This is a genomic window from Klebsiella sp. CN_Kp075 (genome assembly GCF_040065055.2).
In the GTDB taxonomy this organism is placed as follows: domain Bacteria; phylum Pseudomonadota; class Gammaproteobacteria; order Enterobacterales; family Enterobacteriaceae; genus Klebsiella; species Klebsiella aerogenes.
Window position 1 is genome coordinate 1,154,971 of sequence record NZ_CM198050.1, and the last position, 19,031, is coordinate 1,174,001.

Below are 19,031 nucleotides of genomic sequence, written 5' to 3' on the forward strand. Positions count from 1 at the left end.
CTTTTCTGAATCTCATATTGTTATGTTATAACATTTTAATGGGGCAGGAATATGTTCACATCGGTTTTTATGGCATCCGGCGCGGCGCGCGTGGCAATTGCCTGCGTACTGCTGGCGGCGCTATGGCTGGCCACATGGTGGGCGGTGGCGCTGCCATGATTGAGCTGGATCATCTGGTTGCCGGGTATGAAGGCATGGCAATCACTCCGGCGATGAGCGGCGTGATTGCGGCCGGAAGCCTGACGGCGATAGTCGGCCTTAATGGCTGCGGTAAATCGACGCTGTTGAAAACGCTGGCTGGATTTATTCCGCCGGTTAGCGGCCGGCTGAACTGGTGCAAAGGGCGGCCCGTGGTCGGCTGGCTGGCGCAGCGCCATGCCCTGGAATCACAGTTTCCGCTGCTGGTGCACGATGTCGTCAGCCAGGGGGCCTGGCCGCGGGTCTCGCTGCTGCGCGGTCTGGGCGGCGGCGAGCGCCGGCGCATCGCGGCGGCGCTGGAGCGGGTGGGGCTCAGCGCGATGGCCAATACGCCGATTGAAGAACTCTCGGGCGGCCAGTTCCAGCGCATGCTCTTTGCCAGGGTGATGGTGCAACAGGCGCCGCTGGTGATGTTGGACGAGCCGTTTACCGGCATCGATGAGGCCACCAGCCGCGAGCTGATGGCGCTTATCGTCGATATGCATCGCCAGGGGCAAACGATTCTGGCGGTGCTGCACGACAACCAGTGCGTGGCCGATTTCTTCCCAGAGACGCTGCTACTTGAACCCCAGCACGCGCGCTGGGGCGAGACGTCAAGCGTGCTTCCCGCCTTCAACACCGCGAGGCAGGCATGATCTGGCATACCTTTTTTCAACCTTTTATTGAATTTGGCTTTATGCGCCGGGCGCTGGTGGTGTGCTTCGCGCTGTCGCTGAGCACCACCATGCTGGGCGTGCTATTGCTGCTGCGGCGGATGAGCCTGATGGGCGATGCGCTGTCGCACGCCATTCTGCCGGGGGTGGCGGCGGGTTATCTCCTTAACGGTATGTCGCTGCTGGCGATGAGCGTCGGCGGATTTATCGCCGGGATCGCGGTGGCGCTGGTGGCAGGCTGGGTCAGCCGGCGAACGCCGCTCAAAGAGGACGCCAGTTTTGCCGGGTTTTACCTCGGCTCGCTGGCCCTTGGCGTCACGCTGGTCTCGCTGCGCGGCTCCAGCGTCGATCTGCTGCATCTGCTGTTTGGTTCGATTCTGGCGGTGGATAGCGACGCGGCGTTCTTTGTCACCGGCGTGGCGAGCCTGACGCTGCTGTGCATTGCGCTGTTTTATCGCGGGCTGGTCAGCGAGGCGTTCGATAGCGCCTGGCTACAGGTCAACGCTCGGCGGCTACCGGCGCTGCTGCACGGCCTGTTTCTCGCGCTCTTGGTACTGAACCTGGTGGCGGGGTTTCAGGTGCTCGGCACGCTAATGGCGGTAGGGCTGATGATGTTGCCCGCGGTAGCGGCGCGCTGCTGGGCGCGGACGCTGCCGGGCATTTTGTTGCTGGCGGCGGCGATCGGCGCGTTTTGCGCCTGGATGGGATTGAGCCTTTCGTGGGCAGTGAATTTACCCGCCGGGCCCGCCATCGTGCTGACCGCCAGCGTACTGTTTTTTATTTCAGTGTTTTTTGGCACGCGCAGCCGGCTGGTCGTTGGCTGGCGCAAATTAATGGGGTAAGGAAATGATGAAACGAAGTGCAGTGGTGATGGCGTTAGCCGTGGGGCTGATGGCGCAGGGGGCGATGGCAAAAACGCTGAACGTGGTAAGCAGCTTTTCGGTGCTGGGCGATATGGCGCAGCAGATCGGCGGCGAGCATGTTCATGTCGATACGCTGGTAGGGCCGGATGGCGATCCGCACACCTTTGAACCCTCACCGAAGGATAGCGCGCTGCTCAGCAAAGCCGACGTGGTGGTGGTCAACGGGCTTGGTCTGGAAGGGTGGCTGGATCGGCTGGTGAAAGCATCCGGTTTTAAGGGCGAATTAGTGGTGGCGTCAAAAGGGGTTAAGACGCATACCCTCGATGAAGACGGGAAAACGGTGACCGATCCCCACGCCTGGAATAGCGCCGCCAATGGCGCGCTGTACGCGCAGAATATCCTTGATGGCCTGGTGAAAGCCGACCCGCAGGATAAAGCGGCGCTCCAGAGCAGCGGTAAGCGTTATATCGAGCAGCTGACGGCAATTGACGGCTGGGCGAAGGCGCAGTTTAGCGCTATTCCGCTGGCGAAGCGTAAAGTGCTGACCAGCCATGACGCTTTCGGCTATTTTGGCCGCGCTTACCACGTGACGTTCCTCGCGCCGCAGGGGCTCTCATCCGAGAGCGAAGCCAGCGCGGCGCAGGTGGCGGCGTTGATTAAGCAAATCAAAGCCGATGGCGTGCATACCTGGTTTATGGAAAACCAGCTGGACCCGCGTCTGGTGCAGCAAATCGCTGGCGCAACGGGGGCGCAACCGGGCGGCGAACTCTATCCGGAAGCGCTGTCTAAGCCGGGGGGTGTAGCCGATAGCTACGTTAAAATGCTGCGCCATAACGTCGAACTCATCGCCAACAGTATGAAGTAACTGGTTGTCTGGTCGTCCCGGTTGCAGCGGGACGGCCCATTTTTGGATCCCCCCTCGTAAAATCACCACCTCGTCCCCATATCTCTGCCGAAAGTGCTATCTTTGATGGCCTCTTTATCTGGCTTAAGCGGGGCAAAATGACCGATTCAGAATTAATGCAGCTAAGCGAACAGGTTGGGCTGGCGCTGAAAGCGCAGGGCGCGACGGTGACCACCGCGGAGTCCTGCACCGGCGGCTGGATAGCCAAAGCGCTGACCGATATTGCCGGTAGCTCAGCGTGGTTTGAGCGCGGTTTCGTAACCTATAGCAACGAAGCCAAATCGCAGATGATTGGCGTGAGTGAAGTGACGTTACTGGATAACGGCGCGGTGAGCGAACCGGTGGTTGTCGAGATGGCGATTGGCGCGCTACGCGCGGCTCGCGCCACCTATGCGGTCTCGGTCAGCGGTATCGCCGGCCCGGACGGCGGCAGCGCGGAGAAGCCCGTCGGCACCGTGTGGTTCGGCGTCGCCTGTGCGAACGGGCAGGGCGTGACCCGCCGCGAATGCTTTGCCGGAGACCGCGAAGCGGTGCGTCGTCAGGCGACGGCCTATGCGTTAAATCTGCTCTGGCAACAATTTCTACAAAACACTTGATACTGTATGACCATACAGTATAATTGCTTCAACTGAACAAATATTAACGGCGAAGCGAACGCGCTTCACCTCGCATGACAGGAGTAACAATGGCGATCGACGAAAACAAACAGAAAGCGTTGGCGGCAGCACTGGGCCAGATCGAAAAGCAATTCGGTAAAGGCTCCATCATGCGCCTGGGTGAAGACCGTTCCATGGACGTGGAAACCATCTCCACCGGTTCGCTTTCTCTGGATATCGCGCTCGGCGCAGGCGGTCTGCCAATGGGCCGTATCGTTGAGATTTACGGGCCGGAATCATCGGGTAAAACTACCCTGACGCTGCAGGTTATCGCCGCAGCGCAGCGTGAAGGCAAAACCTGTGCGTTCATCGATGCCGAACACGCGCTGGATCCGGTATATGCCCGCAAGCTGGGCGTTGATATCGACAACCTGCTGTGCTCCCAGCCGGATACCGGCGAGCAGGCTCTGGAAATCTGTGACGCGCTGGCGCGTTCCGGCGCGGTAGACGTTATCGTCGTCGACTCCGTGGCGGCGCTGACGCCGAAGGCGGAAATCGAAGGCGAAATCGGCGACTCTCACATGGGCCTCGCGGCGCGTATGATGAGCCAGGCGATGCGTAAACTGGCTGGTAACCTGAAGCAGTCCAACACGCTGCTGATCTTCATCAACCAGATCCGTATGAAAATCGGCGTGATGTTCGGTAACCCGGAAACCACCACCGGCGGTAACGCGCTGAAGTTCTATGCCTCCGTGCGTCTGGACATTCGCCGCATCGGCGCGGTGAAAGAGGGCGACAACGTCGTCGGCAGCGAAACCCGCGTGAAAGTGGTGAAAAACAAAATCGCCGCGCCGTTCAAACAGGCTGAATTCCAGATCCTCTACGGTGAAGGTATCAACTTCTTCGGCGAGCTGGTTGACCTCGGCGTGAAAGAGAAGCTGATTGAAAAAGCGGGCGCCTGGTATAGCTACAACGGCGACAAAATCGGCCAGGGTAAAGCGAACGCTATCTCCTGGCTGAAAGATAACCCGGCGGCGGCGAAAGAAATTGAGAAGAAAGTTCGCGAACTGCTGCTCAACAACCAGGATTCCACGCCGGACTTCGCGGTTGACGGCAACGACGCAGAAGAAACCGAACAAGATTTCTGATATCGTCTAAAAGAGTGACAAAGGGCTGCTGATGCGGCCCTTTTGCTTTTCTAAGATTATCGAGGTGCCTGTGACTGAGACTTCACCACGCCGCTCCGGCTACGCGCGTCTGTTGGATCGCGCAATTCGTATTCTGGCGATGCGCGATCATAGCGAACAGGAACTGCGGCGTAAGCTGGCGGCGCCGGTAATGAGTAAAAACGGCCCTGAAAAGCTGGACATCACGCCGGAAGAGCTCGAGCAGGTGGTCGGCTGGTGCCTGGAAAACCGCTATCTTGATGACCAACGTTTTGTACGCCAGTTTATCGTCAGCCGGAGCCGCAAGGGCTACGGCCCGGCGCGTATCCGCCAGGAGTTGAATCAAAAGGGCATTGGCCGCAGCGACATCGAAAGCGTGATGCGCGAGTGTGAAATCGACTGGGCGGCGCTGGCCAAAGAGCAGGCGCAGCGTAAATACGGCGAACCGTTACCTTCCGCCTTTACTGAAAAAGTTAAAATCCAGCGCTTTTTGCTCTACCGCGGCTATCTGATGGAAGATATCCAGGAAATCTGGCGAAATTTTGCAGATTGACCCATCGGGGATTTTACTTCCCTCTAAAGAAAACTTATCTTATTCCCACTTTATTCCGTCGGGCCGCTGCTTGTGATTGCATAATCAGCGTCCAGGGCGATTATTCCTTATACACAAAATCATTCAAGCTGCATCACGGCGGCAAGAGAGAACAGCTTCTGGGGCGTACGTGAGTTCACTACCGGGAGAGGACGTTCCGCCAGGTCAGAGGCGACTTGAAGGATGAAGTGTAGCTTGATTTCAGGATAATTATGAGCAAGAGCACCGCTGAGATCCGTCAGGCGTTTCTCGACTTTTTCCATAGTAAGGGACATCAGGTAGTTGCCAGCAGCTCCCTGGTGCCGCACAACGATCCGACCCTGCTGTTTACCAACGCCGGGATGAACCAGTTCAAGGATGTCTTCCTTGGTCTCGACAAACGTAATTATTCGCGCGCGACCACCGCGCAGCGTTGCGTGCGTGCGGGCGGTAAACACAACGATCTGGAAAACGTCGGTTACACTGCGCGCCACCACACCTTCTTCGAAATGCTGGGCAACTTCAGCTTCGGCGATTACTTCAAGCAGGATGCCATCAAATACGCATGGGAACTGCTGACCGGTGAGAACTGGTTCGCCCTGCCGAAAGAAAAACTGTGGGTTACCGTTTACGAGACCGATGACGAAGCTTTCGACATCTGGGCCAATGAAGTGGGCGTTCCGCGCGAGCGTATTATCCGCATCGGCGACAACAAAGGCGCGCCGTTTGCTTCTGATAACTTCTGGCAGATGGGCGATACCGGTCCGTGCGGCCCATGCACCGAAATCTTCTTTGACCATGGCGACCACATCTGGGGCGGCCCTCCGGGAAGCCCGGAAGAAGATGGTGACCGTTACATTGAGATCTGGAACATCGTCTTCATGCAGTTCAACCGTCAGGCTGACGGTACCATGGAGCCGCTGCCGAAGCCGTCCGTTGATACCGGTATGGGGCTGGAGCGTATTGCCGCTGTTCTGCAGCACGTTAACTCCAACTATGACATCGACCTGTTCCGCAATCTGATTGCGAGCGTGGCGAAAGTCACCGGCGCGACCGATCTGACTAACAAGTCGCTGCGCGTTATCGCCGACCACATTCGTTCCTGCGCATTCCTGATTGCTGATGGCGTGATCCCGTCGAATGAAAACCGCGGCTACGTGCTGCGTCGTATCATTCGCCGCGCGATTCGTCACGGCAACATGCTGGGCGCGAAGGACACCTTCTTCTGGAAACTGGTTGCTCCGCTTATCGACGTGATGGGCGCCGCCGGTGAAGAGCTGAAACAGCAGCAGGCTCTGGTAGAGCAGGTGCTGAAAACCGAAGAAGAGCAGTTTGCGCGCACACTGGAGCGCGGACTGGCGCTGCTGGACGAGGAACTGTCGAAGCTTAAAGGCGACACGCTGGACGGCGAAACCGCCTTCCGTCTGTATGACACCTATGGCTTCCCGGTTGATCTGACGGCGGACGTCTGCCGCGAGCGCAACATCAAGGTTGACGAAGCAGGCTTTGAAGCCGCGATGGAAGAGCAGCGCCGCCGCGCGCGCGAGTCCAGCGGTTTCGGCGCTGACTATAACGCGATGATTCGCGTTGACGGCGCATCGGAATTTAAAGGCTACGATCATCTGGAACTGAACGGCAAAGTTACTGCGCTGTTCATCGACGGCAAAGCGGTTGATAGCGTCAGCGCGGGTCAGGATGCGGTTGTAGTCCTCGACCAGACGCCATTCTATGCGGAATCCGGCGGTCAGGTAGGCGATAAAGGCGAACTGAAAGGCGCTGGCTTCTCCTTCACGGTCAGCGATACGCAGAAGTACGGCCAGGCTATTGGTCATATCGGTAAAGTCGCCAGCGGTTCCCTGAAAGTGGGTGACGCGGTGCAGGCCGATGTCGATCAGGCTCGCCGTCAGCGTATTCGTCTCAACCATTCCGCGACGCACCTTATGCACGCGGCGCTGCGCCAGGTTCTCGGTACCCACGTGGCGCAGAAAGGCTCGCTGGTTAACGATAAAGCGCTGCGTTTTGACTTCTCGCATTTTGAAGCGATGAAGCCGGAAGAAATTAGAGCGGTGGAAGATCTGGTGAACGCCCAGATCCGCCGTAACCTGGCTATCGAAACCAATATCATGGATATCGATGCCGCGCGTGAATCCGGCGCTATGGCGCTGTTCGGCGAGAAATACGACGATCGCGTTCGCGTACTGCGGATGGGCGATTTCTCCACCGAGCTGTGCGGCGGTACTCACGCAGCGCGTACCGGTGATATCGGCCTGTTCCGTATTACCTCTGAATCCGGTACCGCCGCAGGCGTGCGCCGTATTGAAGCGGTGACCGGCGAAGGGGCGATTGCCAGCCTGCATGCGCAGAGCGATCAGCTCAGCGATATCGCCCAGCTGCTGAAGGGCGATAGCCACAGCATCGGCGATAAAGTTCGCGCGGCGCTTGAGCGTACCCGTCAGTTGGAAAAAGAGCTGCAGCAGCTGAAAGAGCAGGCTGCGGCGCAGGAGAGCGCTAATCTCTCCAGTAAAGCGGAAGAAATTAACGGTGTTAAGCTGCTGGTCAGCGAGCTGGCCGGCGTTGAGCCGAAAATGCTGCGTACCATGGTTGATGATCTGAAAAACCAGCTCGGTTCGACGGTCGTTGTATTAGCTACGGTAGCGGATGGTAAGGTTTCTCTGATTGCAGGTGTGTCTAAGGATGTGACAGACCGCGTGAAAGCAGGGGAGCTGGTTGGTATGGTCGCCCAGCAGGTGGGCGGTAAAGGGGGCGGTCGTCCGGATATGGCGCAAGCCGGCGGTACCGATGCGTCTGCTCTCCCTGCTGCGTTAGCCAGTGTGAAAGGCTGGGTCAGCGCAAAACTGTAATAACTATAAACGCATTTACCCTAAATAATTCGAGTTGCAGGAAGGCGGCGACGCAGCGAATCCCCAGGAGCTTACTCAAGTAAGTGACTGGGGTGAGTGAGGAAAGCCAACATACATGCAACTTGAAGTATGACGGGTATAGGTGCCGTAACCTGATGGGAGCGGCATCTTGCGTCATAAGTACTGATAACGATAAAGTCGGGTTGAAGTTGTGTAGATCGGCTAAACTTAGGTTTAACAGAATGTGATGCCGTGACTGCTTACACCGCGAGGTGTTTGTCATCGCTTACTTTTTGGCGTTATATGATGGATAATGCCGGGATGCGAGAGACCCGACTCTTTTAATCTTTCAAGGAGCAAAGAATGCTGATTCTGACTCGTCGAGTTGGTGAGACCCTCATGATTGGAGATGAGGTCACTGTGACAGTTTTAGGGGTTAAGGGTAACCAGGTACGTATTGGTGTCAACGCCCCTAAAGAAGTCTCTGTACATCGTGAAGAAATCTACCAGCGTATCCAGGCTGAAAAATCCCAGCAGTCCAGTTACTAAGCTTTCCGCGCCTCGCTTTATTGTGAGGCGCATCCCTCCGGCGGTCGTTTTTCTCTTTTCTTCTCCTTTTTCTTCTCTCGCGACATCCTCTCTTTTGTTTTTATTCGCCGTGCGTCATTTTTCGTTGTCGCTTTTGAGTGGCCGTAAAGGGCTATTTCCTGTTGATAAAATACTCTTTTTGCCGTTTTTGCAGGCTAATTGCGCGTGAAGTGTGCAAACGGAAAAAGCTCTCGAAAAATTGTTTGACTTATAAGTCTCAGAAAGTAATATGTGCGCCATCGCAGCGACGAAGAGCAGAAACAAGTTCTTCGAAGCACTCGCAAGAGGCGTGTTGTGTGGTGAGGTGGCCGAGAGGCTGAAGGCGCTCCCCTGCTAAGGGAGTATGCGGTCAAAAGCTGCATCCGGGGTTCGAATCCCCGCCTCACCGCCATTTTGCATCCGTAGCTCAGCTGGATAGAGTACTCGGCTACGAACCGAGCGGTCGGAGGTTCGAATCCTCCCGGATGCACCATCTTCTCTCTGTAAACAGAAAGAAGAACGCTGTGAAAGCAGCGGCCCGCAGTGCGAGGCGTAATCGAGTCACTCTACCGATTACTCCATCATACTCAGTGTGGCATGTGTTAGTTGTGACACTGACGCGTAGTAAAGCAAGTTTCCCGATGCATCCGTAGCTCAGCTGGATAGAGTACTCGGCTACGAACCGAGCGGTCGGAGGTTCGAATCCTCCCGGATGCACCATATTCTCCTTAGTAACAGCCATATCGTTGTTACATGGTCTGCGAAATTTTCGCCAGCACCAGGGAGGATAACGTTGCGTAAGCAACGGCCCGTAGGGCGAGGCGTAGACGAGTCATCCTCCCGGATGCACCATTCTTGCCTGATTCTGAATTATTCAGATGAATTCTGTAGTAAACTAGTTATTCCGATGCATCCGTAGCTCAGCTGGATAGAGTACTCGGCTACGAACCGAGCGGTCGGAGGTTCGAATCCTCCCGGATGCACCATATTCTCCTTAGTAACAGCGACGACGTTGTTTTATGGTTTGCGGAATTATCGCAAGCACAGGGAGGATAACGTTGCGTAAGCAACGGCCCGTAGGGCGAGGCGTAGACGAGTCATCCTCCCGGATGCACCATCTTCTCGCCATGAGATTTGCAACAGAATAACCTCGCAGTTAAATAGCTTTCCCGATGCATCCGTAGCTCAGCTGGATAGAGTACTCGGCTACGAACCGAGCGGTCGGAGGTTCGAATCCTCCCGGATGCACCATATTCTCCTTAGTAACAGCAATCTCAATGTTGCATGGTATGCGAAATTATCGCGAGTACCAGGGAGGATAACGTTGCGTTAGCAACGGCCCGTAGGGCGAGACGCAGCCGAGTGCATCCTCCCGGATGCACCATCTTCTCTTCAATAAAACTCTCCAATTTTCATCTCCTCAGTACGACGCATTTTATCTCCTCGATAATCAACACATTTCTTATTGGCAAGTCGCTCTTTCCACTATAATTTATCCCTGTAGATCTACCTGAACCGGGTGTGATGAATGCAAGGAGAGAAATCAATGAAATGGTTCAAAGCAATACCTGCCTTTTGCGCAACGCTTCTGGTCGCCGTATCTCTGGCAGGCTGTGCCGGATCGTCCACCAAAGAAAGCACCGGCGGTTATATTGACGATACCGTGGTAACCACCAAGGTTAAAAGCGCGCTGTTTAACGAAAAAGATATCAAATCCTCAGAAATTAGCGTGCAGACCTTTAAAGGCCGCGTACAGCTGAGCGGTTTTGTATCGTCGGCTGAGAGCGCTAAACGTGCGGTAGAGGTCACCCGTCGCGTACAGGGCGTGCGCGTGGTTGAGAACGACCTGCGAATCAAATAAAGCGATTTTTGCACTCCCTAATTACTTAAGGCGCCTGCGGGCGCCTTTGCGGTCTCTGGCCCCCCGCGACAAAACCCGCCTTTTGCGATACAGTAACGTTTCCTTATCCTGTTTGTGAGAACACGATGTACCAACGTTACGCAGGACTGATTTTCGATATGGATGGCACCATCCTCGATACCGAGCCGACGCATCGTAAGGCATGGCGTGAAGTATTGGGCCGTTACGGTATGCGTTTCGATGAACAGGCCGTGGTCGCGCTCAACGGTTCTCCAACCTGGCGTATTGCCCAGGCGATCATTGAGCTGAATCAGGCTGATTTAGATCCGCATCGTCTGGCGCAGGAAAAAACTGTGGCCGTTAAAGCGATGCTGCTGGATAGCGTGCGCCCGTTACCGCTCATTGACGTGGTAAAGGAGTGGCATGGCCGTCGCCCGATGTCGGTCGGCACCGGTAGCGAAAGCGCCGTCGCCGAAGCGCTACTGGCGCATCTCGGCCTGCGCCACTACTTCTCCGCGGTGGTGGCTGCCGATCACGTGACGCAGCATAAACCTGCGCCAGATACCTTCCTGCTATGCGCGGAGCGCATGGGCGTCGCGCCGGAAACCTGCGTGGTCTTTGAAGATGCCGACTTCGGTCTGGAAGCGGCGAAGCGCGCGGGTATGGATGCTGTGGATGTGCGTCTGTTGTGAGCGACGCGCTGTCGCTCCTGTCGCTTTTTGCCAGCAGCTTTTTAAGCGCCACTTTACTGCCCGGCAACTCGGAAGTGGTGCTGGTTGCTATGCTTCTTACGGGGGCAAGTCAACCGTGGCTGCTGGTATTAATAGCAACAATCGGCAATAGCCTTGGAGGGGTAACTAACGTTATTCTGGGGCGCCTGTTTCCGCTGCGCAAGCAGTCGCGCTGGCAGGAGAGGGCAACCGGCTGGCTTAAACGCTATGGCGCGGTGACATTATTATTGAGCTGGGCGCCTGTTATAGGCGATTTGCTGTGTTTACTGGCGGGATGGATGCGCATTTCCTGGGGACCAGTGCTCTTTTTTTTATGCCTTGGTAAGGCGTTGCGTTATATCGTCATTGCGGCGGCAACCCTTCAGGGCATGACGTGGTGGCACTAATTGGACTGATTGTTCAACCATTACAATTATGCTAATTCAAACGATTTCGACAGGCGGGAGGTCAAATTGATCCCGGATGTATCACAGGCGCTGGCCTGGCTGGAAAAAAATCCGCAGGCGCTGCAAGGCATTAAACGTGGGCTTGAGCGCGAAACGCTGCGCGTTAACGCCGACGGCACGCTGGCCACTACCGGCCATCCTTTAGCTTTAGGTTCGGCGCTGACCCATAAATGGATTACCACTGATTTTGCCGAAGCCCTGCTGGAGTTTATTACCCCAGTGGATGGCGATGTCGATCATATGCTGACTTTCCTGCGCGATGTGCATCGCTTCACCGCCCGCCAGCTCGGAGACGAGCGGATGTGGCCGCTGAGCATGCCGTGCTATATCGCGCCGGGTCAGGAAATTGAACTGGCGCAGTACGGTACCTCTAACGTTGGCCGTCTGAAGACGTTGTATCGCGAAGGGCTGAAAAACCGCTACGGCGCGCTGATGCAAACCATTTCTGGCGTGCACTATAACTTCTCGCTGCCGATGGCGTTCTGGCAGGCCAAGTGCGGCGTGGAAGACGCGGAAAGCGGCAAAGAGGCGATCTCGGCCGGTTATTTCCGCTCGATTCGTAACTACTACCGTTTCGGTTGGGTAATTCCGTACCTGTTCGGCGCGTCGCCGGCGATTTGCTCCTCGTTCCTGCAAGGCAAACCGACGACTCTGCCGTTTGAGAAGGCCGGAAACGGCATGTACTACCTGCCATACGCCACTTCTCTGCGTCTTAGCGACCTCGGTTATACCAATAAGTCGCAAAGCAATCTCGGAATTACGTTTAACGATCTGCATGAGTATGTGGCAGGATTGAAGCGGGCGATTAAAACGCCATCGGAAGAGTACGCTAAAATCGGGCTTGAGAAAGACGGTAAGCATCTGCAGATCAACAGCAATATTCTGCAGATTGAAAACGAGCTGTACGCGCCGATTCGCCCGAAACGGGTGACCCGTAGCGGTGAAACGCCGTCGGATGCGCTGCTGCGCGGCGGCATTGAGTATATCGAAGTGCGTTCGCTGGATATCAACCCATTCTCGCCAATCGGCGTCGATGAGCAGCAGGTGCGCTTCCTCGATCTGTTTATGGTCTGGTGCGTACTGGCCGATGCGCCGGAGATGAGCAGCAGCGAACTGCTGTGTACTCGTACTAACTGGAACCGGGTGATTCTTGAAGGCCGCAAACCGGGCCTGACGCTGGGAATTGGCTGCGAAAGCGCGCAGTTCCCGCTGGCGCAGGTGGGTAAAGATCTGTTCCGTGATTTACGTCGCGTGGCGCAAACGCTGGACAGCATCCACGGCGGCGAGGCCTATCAACAAGTGTGCGATGAGCTGCTGGCGTGCTTCGACGATCCGGAATTAACGTTCTCAGCGCGCATTCTGCGTTCTATGATTGAAGAAGGGATTGGCGGTACCGGGCGTAAGCTGGCTGATGAGTATCGTACGATGCTGCGCGATGAACCGCTGGAAATTTTAAGCGAAGAAGATTTTATCGCCGAACGTGATGCGTCGGTCGCGCGACAGAAAAAAGTGGAAGCGGAAGATAGCGAGCCGTTCGAGGCACTTTTAGCACGACACGCGTAGTAAAAAGCGCTACAAAAGAAAAAGGCCACATCACTGTGGCCAAACTTTCATCTCTGATTCAGGGATGATGATGATAATAAATGCGCGTCTTTCATATACTCAGACTCGCTGTTGAACGAAGAGTTCATTTTATTTTAAAAAAAAATCACTATCGGAGGTGAAGAATGCCGTTGTTAGATAGTTTCACAGTCGACCATACCCGAATGGAAGCGCCTGCGGTGCGCGTCGCGAAGAAAATGAACACGCCGCACGGCGATCAAATCACCGTTTTCGATCTGCGATTCTGCGTACCGAACCAGGAAGTGATGCCGGAGCGCGGTATTCATACACTGGAGCACCTGTTTGCTGGTTTCATGCGCGATCACCTGAACGGTAATGGCGTGGAAATTATCGACATCTCTCCGATGGGCTGCCGTACCGGTTTCTACATGAGCCTGATTGGTACGCCGGAAGAGCAACGCGTGGCCGATGCCTGGAAAGCGGCGATGGCTGACGTGCTGAAAGTCAAAGATCAGAATCAGATCCCTGAGCTGAACGTCTACCAGTGCGGAACCTACACCATGCACTCGCTGGAAGAAGCGCAGGATATCGCTCGCCACATCATTGAGCGTGATGTTCGCATCAACAGCAACGATGAGCTGGCGCTGCCGAAAGAAAAACTGCAAGAACTGCACATCTAGTGCGCCTGCGTCGGCCCGGCAATCGCGTCGGGCCGCTCTCCGCTTATCATGTCGACAACGCTCTCCTTTTCCTTTCAGCACCGCGCGCTGGTGCCATTTGCCCATGATTACGCCCACGGCGATAGCGAACCGATGCATTGCCACGACTGCGCTCAGTTATTGCATATTCTCAGCGGCGTGGTTCGGGTGGAAACGCCGGTCGGATTCTGGGTCGTGCCGCCGGGGCGCGGCGTTTGGCTACCGGCACATACGCCGCACGCGTTGCGCATAACCGGCAATGTGGCCGCGCGGACGTTATTTATCGATCCGCTGGCCCGCGCCGATCTGCCCTCTAGCTGCCAGATCGTGCAGATCTCACCGCTGCTGCGTGAGCTTATCGTCGCGTCGCTGGCGCTGGAAGAGCGCTATTTCCCCGGCACCCGCGACGAACGTATCTATGAACTGATGCTGGATGAAATTCGTGGGATGTCGGTATTACCGTTCGGTTTGCCGGAACCGCATAGCGATAGCCTGCGTCGGTTGTGCCAGCGGGTGCGCGAAGCGCCCGGTGAGCCGTGGAGCAGTCGTGAGGCAGCGCAAGCCGGCGGGATGAGCGAGCGTACGCTGAACCGCCATTTTCAACAGCAGACCAGCCTGACGTGGAGCGAATGGGTGCGCCGGGCGAAGCTGATGGAGGCGCTGGTTCGCCTGGCGCAGGGGCAGTCGGTGCTACGGGTGGCGCTGGATCTGGGTTACAGCAGCCACAGCGCTTTTAGCGCCATGTTCCGCCGGGTCATGGGGACCGCGCCCAGCGACTATTTTCGCCCGTTGGATTAATCCCTGGTATGAACGGCATTACACAACGCCTGTAACGAGGCGCGGGCAACGTCATTATCAATGCCCACGCCCCATCGGCTTTCGCCATTGGCAAAGACGCAGCGAATATAGGCAACGGAGCGGCTGTCGCTGCGCGCCCCGAGGGTATGCTCGTGGTAGTCCTTGATGACGAAATGACGTTTTAACAGCGCGCTCAGGCCGTTGGCGGCGGCGGATAACAAACCATTACCACGTCCGTTTAAGCGGCGGGTTTCGCCATTCATCCGCAGCGCAGCCTGCAACGTCAGTTCGCCATCTTGCTGGCCGTCGCTCTGATAGTCGAGTAACGCCAGCGTCGGCTGCGCCAGCAGGCCATAACGGCTGCGAAACAGCTGCCATAACGCGTTATGGGTCATTTCTTTACCATGGCTATCCGTTTCTTGCTGAACGTACTGGCTGAAGTCCTGCTGCAACGCCCGCGGCAGCTTAAGACCGTGGTTCTGCTCAATCAGCCATGCGCTGCCGCTTTTACCTGACTGGCTGTTAACACGGATCACCGCTTCATAGCTGCAGCCGATATCCTGTGGATCGATAGGTAAATACGGCATTTGCCAGCGATCTCCCGGCTTACGGGCATCAAACCCTTTTTTAATGGCATCCTGATGCGAACCGGAAAAGGCGGTGTAGGCCAGACTGCCTGCCCAGGGATGCCGTGGATGTACCGGGAGCTGGTTGCAGTTCTCGACGATCTCCACTACCCGATTCATCTGCGTAAAGCGCAACTGCGGATCCACGCCCTGGCTATAGAGATTCATCGCCAGCGTGACCAGACAGACGTTGCCGGTGCGCTCGCCATTGCCGAACAGACAGCCTTCCACGCGATCGGCGCCGGCCATCACCGCCAGTTCGGCGCTGGCGACGCCGGTACCGCGATCGTTATGCGGATGCACGCTGATACACACATCCTGGCGGCGCGAGAAGTGGCGGCAAAAATATTCAATCCGATCGGCGTAGACGTTCGGCGTGTTGACTTCGACCGTTGCCGGAAGATTAATAATCATTGGCCGTTCGCCGCAGGGCTGCCAGATTTCCGCCACCGCTTCGCAGATTTCAAGGGCGAATTCCGGCTCGGTAAAACAGAAGGTTTCCGGTGAATATTCATATTGCCAACGGGTGTCCGGCTGATGTTCGCAATGCTGACGAATAAGCCGGGTGGCGCGAGTGGCGAGCTCGATCACTTCGGCCTTTTCCATGCCGAAAACCAGCTCGCGAAACAGCGGCGCGGTGGCATTGTAGAGATGGATAATTGCCTGTCGGGCGCCGCGCAGCGCTTCAAAGGTTCGCGCTATGAGTTCTTCCCGCGCCTGAGTCAGTACCTGAATGGTGACATCTTCAGGGATGCGCTGCTCGTCAATCAGCTGGCGCACAAAGTTGAAGTCGGTTTGCGAGGCGGAGGGGAAGGCGACCTCTATTTCTTTAAAACCGCACTCAAGCAACAGATCCCAGAACTGCAGCTTGCGTGCGGCATCCATCGGTTCGGCCAGCGCCTGGTTGCCGTCGCGCAAATCGGTGGAAAGCCAGCGCGGCGCGGTAGTGATTTGCCGCTCGGGCCACTGGCGATCGGGCAGGGCGATAGGCGGATAAGGGCTGTATTTTTCGCAAGGATTGGTCAGCATGATGTTCTCCTGTAGTCGGAGCTTTATCCTGCATGACATAACGCATCGGCGGCTTTAGCGAAATGGACAGAAGCTAGCGTGAAATGGACAAGGTCGCGGCAATAAAAAAGGGACCCGTAGGTCCCTTTTGTTGATACTTAGTGCGCGCCTCCGCCACCGCCGCCGGCGCTGAACGGCGGCCTGGCGAACCACACCAGGCTTAGCAGAAGGATAAAGATCCCCGCTGAGACCCAGAAGATTTCGTTGGCGGAGATAATCAACCCCTGGTTGGTTATCTGCTGGGCAATCCAGCCGGAAGCCTGCTGCTGGGTCATTCCCATACCCTGTAGTTGATCGTACATCTGCTGGGCGTTGGGGTTGAACGGCGTCACCGACTCGGTGAGCTGCGCATGGTGCAGCGCCTCGCGGTTGGTCCACATGGTGGTGGTAATTGAGGTACCGATGGAGCCGGCAAGGGTTCGGGTAAAGTTCGACAAGCTCGATGCCGCCGCCAGCCGCTCCGGCGGGAGGCCAGAGAGAGTGATGGTGGTCAGCGGCATGAAGAAACAGGCCACCGCAAAGCCCTGGATAAACTGCGGCCAGGCCGATGCGCCAAAGTCCATTCCCGGTTCGAAGGTCCACGCGCGCCAGTAGAAGCACACCGCATACATAATAAAGCTGAAGGTCACCAGCCGCCGCATATCGAGCTTATGGGCAAAGCGGCCGATAATCGGCGACAGAATGACCGGGATCACCCCGACCGGCGCCGAAGCCAAACCGGCCCAGGTGGCGGTGTAGCCGTATACCTCCTGTAGAAGCTGCGGCAGCAATACAATGGCGCCGAAGTAGAGCATATAGGCCAGACTGATACACAAGCAGCCGATGGTAAAGTTACGCGACTTAAACAGCGACAGGTCGACTATCGGGTTATCGTCGGTCAACTCCCAGACGATGAGGAAACTTATCGCCACCACCGCCACGATGGTCAGGATGATAATCTCGTTGGAGGCGAACCAGTCGAGCTCTTTACCGCGGTCGAGCATAACCTGCAGGCTGCCGATCCCGATAATCAGCAGCGCCAGCCCGACGCCGTCGATACGCCGCTGTTCGGTGCGGGTTTCGCGGCCGCGCAGGGTTTGCAGCGTCATGAGAACCACCGCCACGCCAATCGGCACGTTGATGAAGAAGATCCAGCCCCAGTGGTAGTTATCGCTGATATAGCCGCCGAGAATCGGGCCGCAAATCGGCGCGACGATGACCGTCATCGACCACAGCGCCAGCGCGATTGAGCGCTTCGCTGGCGGGTAGTTGCTGAGCAGCAGACTCTGCGATAGCGGGATCAGCGGACCGGCGACGATCCCCTGAATCACGCGGAAGAAAATCAGCATCGTCAGGCTATTTGACACCCCGCAGGCCCAGGAGGCGATGGCGAATGCCACCGTCGACCAGACGAAGAGTTTCACTTCGCCGACGCGCTTAGCCAGCCAGCCGGTAATTGGGATGGAGATAGCGTTCGCCACCCCAAACGAGGTGATGACCCAGGTCCCCTGACTTAGCGACGAGCCAAGGTTACCGGCAATGGTCGGAATAGCCACGTTGGCGATAGTGGAGTCCAGCACCTGCATGAAAGTCGCCAGCGACAGCGCAATGGTCATGATGACCAGTTGCGCGCCTTCGAGCGGTTTTTGCTGTTGCATTACGCTCACCCCGAATTATCCGGCGTTGGCCTGGATGATACCGTCGATCAGTTTATTTACCGGCTCAAGGCCGATTTCACGGGCATTACTTTCATAGACCGGCGAGCTACGTACCTGGCTTGCCAGCATCTCGCCTTCGCGATTGCTGGTGTCTACTTCAACCAGCGTCGACAGGCCGATGCGCAGCGGATGTTGCGCCAGCTGTTTAGCATCTATTTCGATACGAACCGGCAGACGCTGGACGACTTTGATCCAGTTGCCGGTGGCGTTTTGCGCCGGCAGCAGGGAGAAGGCGCTGCCGGTACCCATATCCAGGCCGACCACTTTACCGGTGTACTTCACGTCATCGCCGTAGATATCGCTGACGATGGTCGCCGGCTGGCCGATACGCATATGGGCAAGCTGGGTCTCTTTAAAGTTGGCGTCAACCCACAGGTTGGTAGCCGGAACCACCGCCATCAGCGGGGTAGTGGTGCCAATCTGCGCGCCAGGCTGCACCGAGCGGCGGGAAACGTAGCCGCTAATCGGGCTGACGATTTGCGTACGCTGCAGCGCCAGCCAGGCGTTGCGGACTTCGGTCGCCGCCTGCAGCACCGCAGGCTGCTGTTCCAGTTTGGTGCCCAGTACGATCGCCTGGTTGGCGTTGTACTGTTGAATAGCGACGTCGAGTTCGGCCTGGGCGCTGGCGACGGTGTCACGAGCGTGCTGCAGTTCTTCGCGGCCAATCAGGTTCGCGGCGCCCAGCGGGATACGGCGATTAAGGTCTGCCTGCGCCTGGGCGAGGGCGGTTTTTTTGACGTCAATATTCGCCTGCAGCTGCTTGCTGTTGATCATCTGCTGGCGAGTCTGGCGCACGCTTGCCGCCAGCTGGGTTTTGGCTTTTTCAAACGCCTGCTGGGCGTCGGTCTGGTCGAGGGTGACCAGCGGATCGCCTTGTTGCACAAAGTCGGTGTTGTCGGCCCAGACCTTGGTGACGCTACCGGAAACCTGCGCCATGATCTGTACCTGGTTCCCTGCCACATAAGCGTCATCGGTCTCTTCATAATGACGCAGGACTAAAAACCAATAAATGCCGTAGGCTACGGCCACAATAACAAAGAGCAAGGTCAGGAGCAGAAGGGCGCCTTTGCGTTTCCCTTTCTTGCTGCCTGATTGCTGCGGAGTTTGGCTCGCCGCATTTTCGCTCATCTGATTCTCCACAATTTTACATTCTTATTATTTCAC

General features: G+C 56.7%; 17 protein-coding genes and 5 tRNA genes. 19 read left to right on the forward strand and 3 right to left on the reverse strand.

The genetic code is table 11. From position 1 onward, the window contains the following. Window positions 1-122 precede the first annotated feature (122 nt). The 19 genes from ABLV78_RS05505 (at window position 123) to ABLV78_RS05595 (ending at window position 14,476) form a co-directional block, all read left to right on the forward strand. Complete coding sequence (locus ABLV78_RS05505; RefSeq protein WP_165430580.1) at window positions 123-833, forward strand: metal ABC transporter ATP-binding protein; 711 nt, start codon at window positions 123-125, stop codon at window positions 831-833. Further along, window positions 830-1,693, forward strand: coding sequence for a metal ABC transporter permease (locus tag ABLV78_RS05510; RefSeq protein WP_015370052.1), 864 nt, complete (start codon window positions 830-832; stop codon window positions 1,691-1,693). The genes ABLV78_RS05505 and ABLV78_RS05510 overlap by 4 nt, the downstream gene beginning before the upstream one ends. Before the next feature lie 7 nt (window positions 1,694-1,700). Next, the gene (locus ABLV78_RS05515; RefSeq protein WP_047044137.1) at window positions 1,701-2,579 is read left to right on the forward strand and encodes a metal ABC transporter substrate-binding protein; all 879 of its coding nucleotides are present in this window, start codon (window positions 1,701-1,703) and stop codon (window positions 2,577-2,579) included. A gap of 137 nt (window positions 2,580-2,716) precedes the next feature. Continuing rightward, the gene (pncC, locus tag ABLV78_RS05520) at window positions 2,717-3,214 is read left to right on the forward strand and encodes a nicotinamide-nucleotide amidase (protein WP_020078118.1); all 498 of its coding nucleotides are present in this window, start codon (window positions 2,717-2,719) and stop codon (window positions 3,212-3,214) included. A gap of 89 nt (window positions 3,215-3,303) precedes the next feature. Further along, on the forward strand, window positions 3,304-4,362 hold the full coding sequence (recA, locus tag ABLV78_RS05525; protein WP_015370055.1) for a recombinase RecA: 1,059 nt from the start codon (window positions 3,304-3,306) through the stop codon (window positions 4,360-4,362). A 70-nt stretch (window positions 4,363-4,432) separates the two neighbouring features. Next, the gene (gene recX / locus ABLV78_RS05530; RefSeq protein WP_047044138.1) at window positions 4,433-4,933 is read left to right on the forward strand and encodes a recombination regulator RecX; all 501 of its coding nucleotides are present in this window, start codon (window positions 4,433-4,435) and stop codon (window positions 4,931-4,933) included. A 251-nt stretch (window positions 4,934-5,184) separates the two neighbouring features. Next, window positions 5,185-7,812, forward strand: coding sequence for an alanine--tRNA ligase (gene alaS / locus ABLV78_RS05535; RefSeq protein WP_045395419.1), 2,628 nt, complete (start codon window positions 5,185-5,187; stop codon window positions 7,810-7,812). Between the two features lie 363 nt (window positions 7,813-8,175). After that, window positions 8,176-8,361: a carbon storage regulator CsrA gene (csrA, locus tag ABLV78_RS05540; RefSeq protein WP_000906486.1), complete on the forward strand. Its 186-nt coding sequence runs from the start codon at window positions 8,176-8,178 to the stop codon at window positions 8,359-8,361. 337 nt (window positions 8,362-8,698) lie between these two features. After that, window positions 8,699-8,791 (forward strand) — tRNA-Ser (locus tag ABLV78_RS05545). Between the two features lie 4 nt (window positions 8,792-8,795). Continuing rightward, a tRNA-Arg gene (locus ABLV78_RS05550) sits at window positions 8,796-8,872 on the forward strand. A 150-nt stretch (window positions 8,873-9,022) separates the two neighbouring features. Continuing rightward, window positions 9,023-9,099: transfer RNA gene (locus ABLV78_RS05555), tRNA-Arg, on the forward strand. Between the two features lie 189 nt (window positions 9,100-9,288). Next, a tRNA-Arg gene (locus tag ABLV78_RS05560) sits at window positions 9,289-9,365 on the forward strand. A gap of 188 nt (window positions 9,366-9,553) precedes the next feature. Continuing rightward, window positions 9,554-9,630 (forward strand) — tRNA-Arg (locus ABLV78_RS05565). A gap of 295 nt (window positions 9,631-9,925) precedes the next feature. Next, complete coding sequence (locus tag ABLV78_RS05570; RefSeq protein ID WP_015370060.1) at window positions 9,926-10,240, forward strand: BON domain-containing protein; 315 nt, start codon at window positions 9,926-9,928, stop codon at window positions 10,238-10,240. A gap of 125 nt (window positions 10,241-10,365) precedes the next feature. Then, window positions 10,366-10,932: a fructose-1-phosphate/6-phosphogluconate phosphatase gene (yqaB, locus tag ABLV78_RS05575; RefSeq protein WP_045395223.1), complete on the forward strand. Its 567-nt coding sequence runs from the start codon at window positions 10,366-10,368 to the stop codon at window positions 10,930-10,932. Next, the gene (locus ABLV78_RS05580; protein ID WP_047044328.1) at window positions 10,929-11,357 is read left to right on the forward strand and encodes a YqaA family protein; all 429 of its coding nucleotides are present in this window, start codon (window positions 10,929-10,931) and stop codon (window positions 11,355-11,357) included. The genes yqaB and ABLV78_RS05580 overlap by 4 nt, the downstream gene beginning before the upstream one ends. 66 nt (window positions 11,358-11,423) lie before the next feature. Continuing rightward, complete coding sequence (gene gshA / locus ABLV78_RS05585) at window positions 11,424-12,980, forward strand: glutamate--cysteine ligase (protein ID WP_047044330.1); 1,557 nt, start codon at window positions 11,424-11,426, stop codon at window positions 12,978-12,980. A gap of 164 nt (window positions 12,981-13,144) precedes the next feature. Beyond that, on the forward strand, window positions 13,145-13,660 hold the full coding sequence (gene luxS / locus ABLV78_RS05590) for an S-ribosylhomocysteine lyase (RefSeq protein ID WP_015370064.1): 516 nt from the start codon (window positions 13,145-13,147) through the stop codon (window positions 13,658-13,660). Between the two features lie 48 nt (window positions 13,661-13,708). After that, window positions 13,709-14,476: an AraC family transcriptional regulator gene (locus tag ABLV78_RS05595; RefSeq protein WP_047044332.1), complete on the forward strand. Its 768-nt coding sequence runs from the start codon at window positions 13,709-13,711 to the stop codon at window positions 14,474-14,476. Here ABLV78_RS05595 and leuA read toward each other — a convergent pair. The 3 genes from leuA to emrA form a co-directional block, all read right to left on the reverse strand. Continuing rightward, window positions 14,473-16,131 (reverse strand): 2-isopropylmalate synthase, encoded by a 1,659-nt coding sequence (gene leuA, locus ABLV78_RS05600; RefSeq protein WP_047044334.1) that lies wholly within the window; start codon window positions 16,129-16,131, stop codon window positions 14,473-14,475. The genes ABLV78_RS05595 and leuA overlap by 4 nt on opposite strands. Before the next feature lie 137 nt (window positions 16,132-16,268). Then, the gene (emrB, locus tag ABLV78_RS05605) at window positions 16,269-17,807 is read right to left on the reverse strand and encodes a multidrug efflux MFS transporter permease subunit EmrB (RefSeq protein WP_045395214.1); all 1,539 of its coding nucleotides are present in this window, start codon (window positions 17,805-17,807) and stop codon (window positions 16,269-16,271) included. Between the two features lie 15 nt (window positions 17,808-17,822). Then, window positions 17,823-18,995, reverse strand: coding sequence for a multidrug efflux MFS transporter periplasmic adaptor subunit EmrA (gene emrA, locus ABLV78_RS05610; RefSeq protein WP_015370068.1), 1,173 nt, complete (start codon window positions 18,993-18,995; stop codon window positions 17,823-17,825). Window positions 18,996-19,031: the final 36 nt, after the last annotated feature.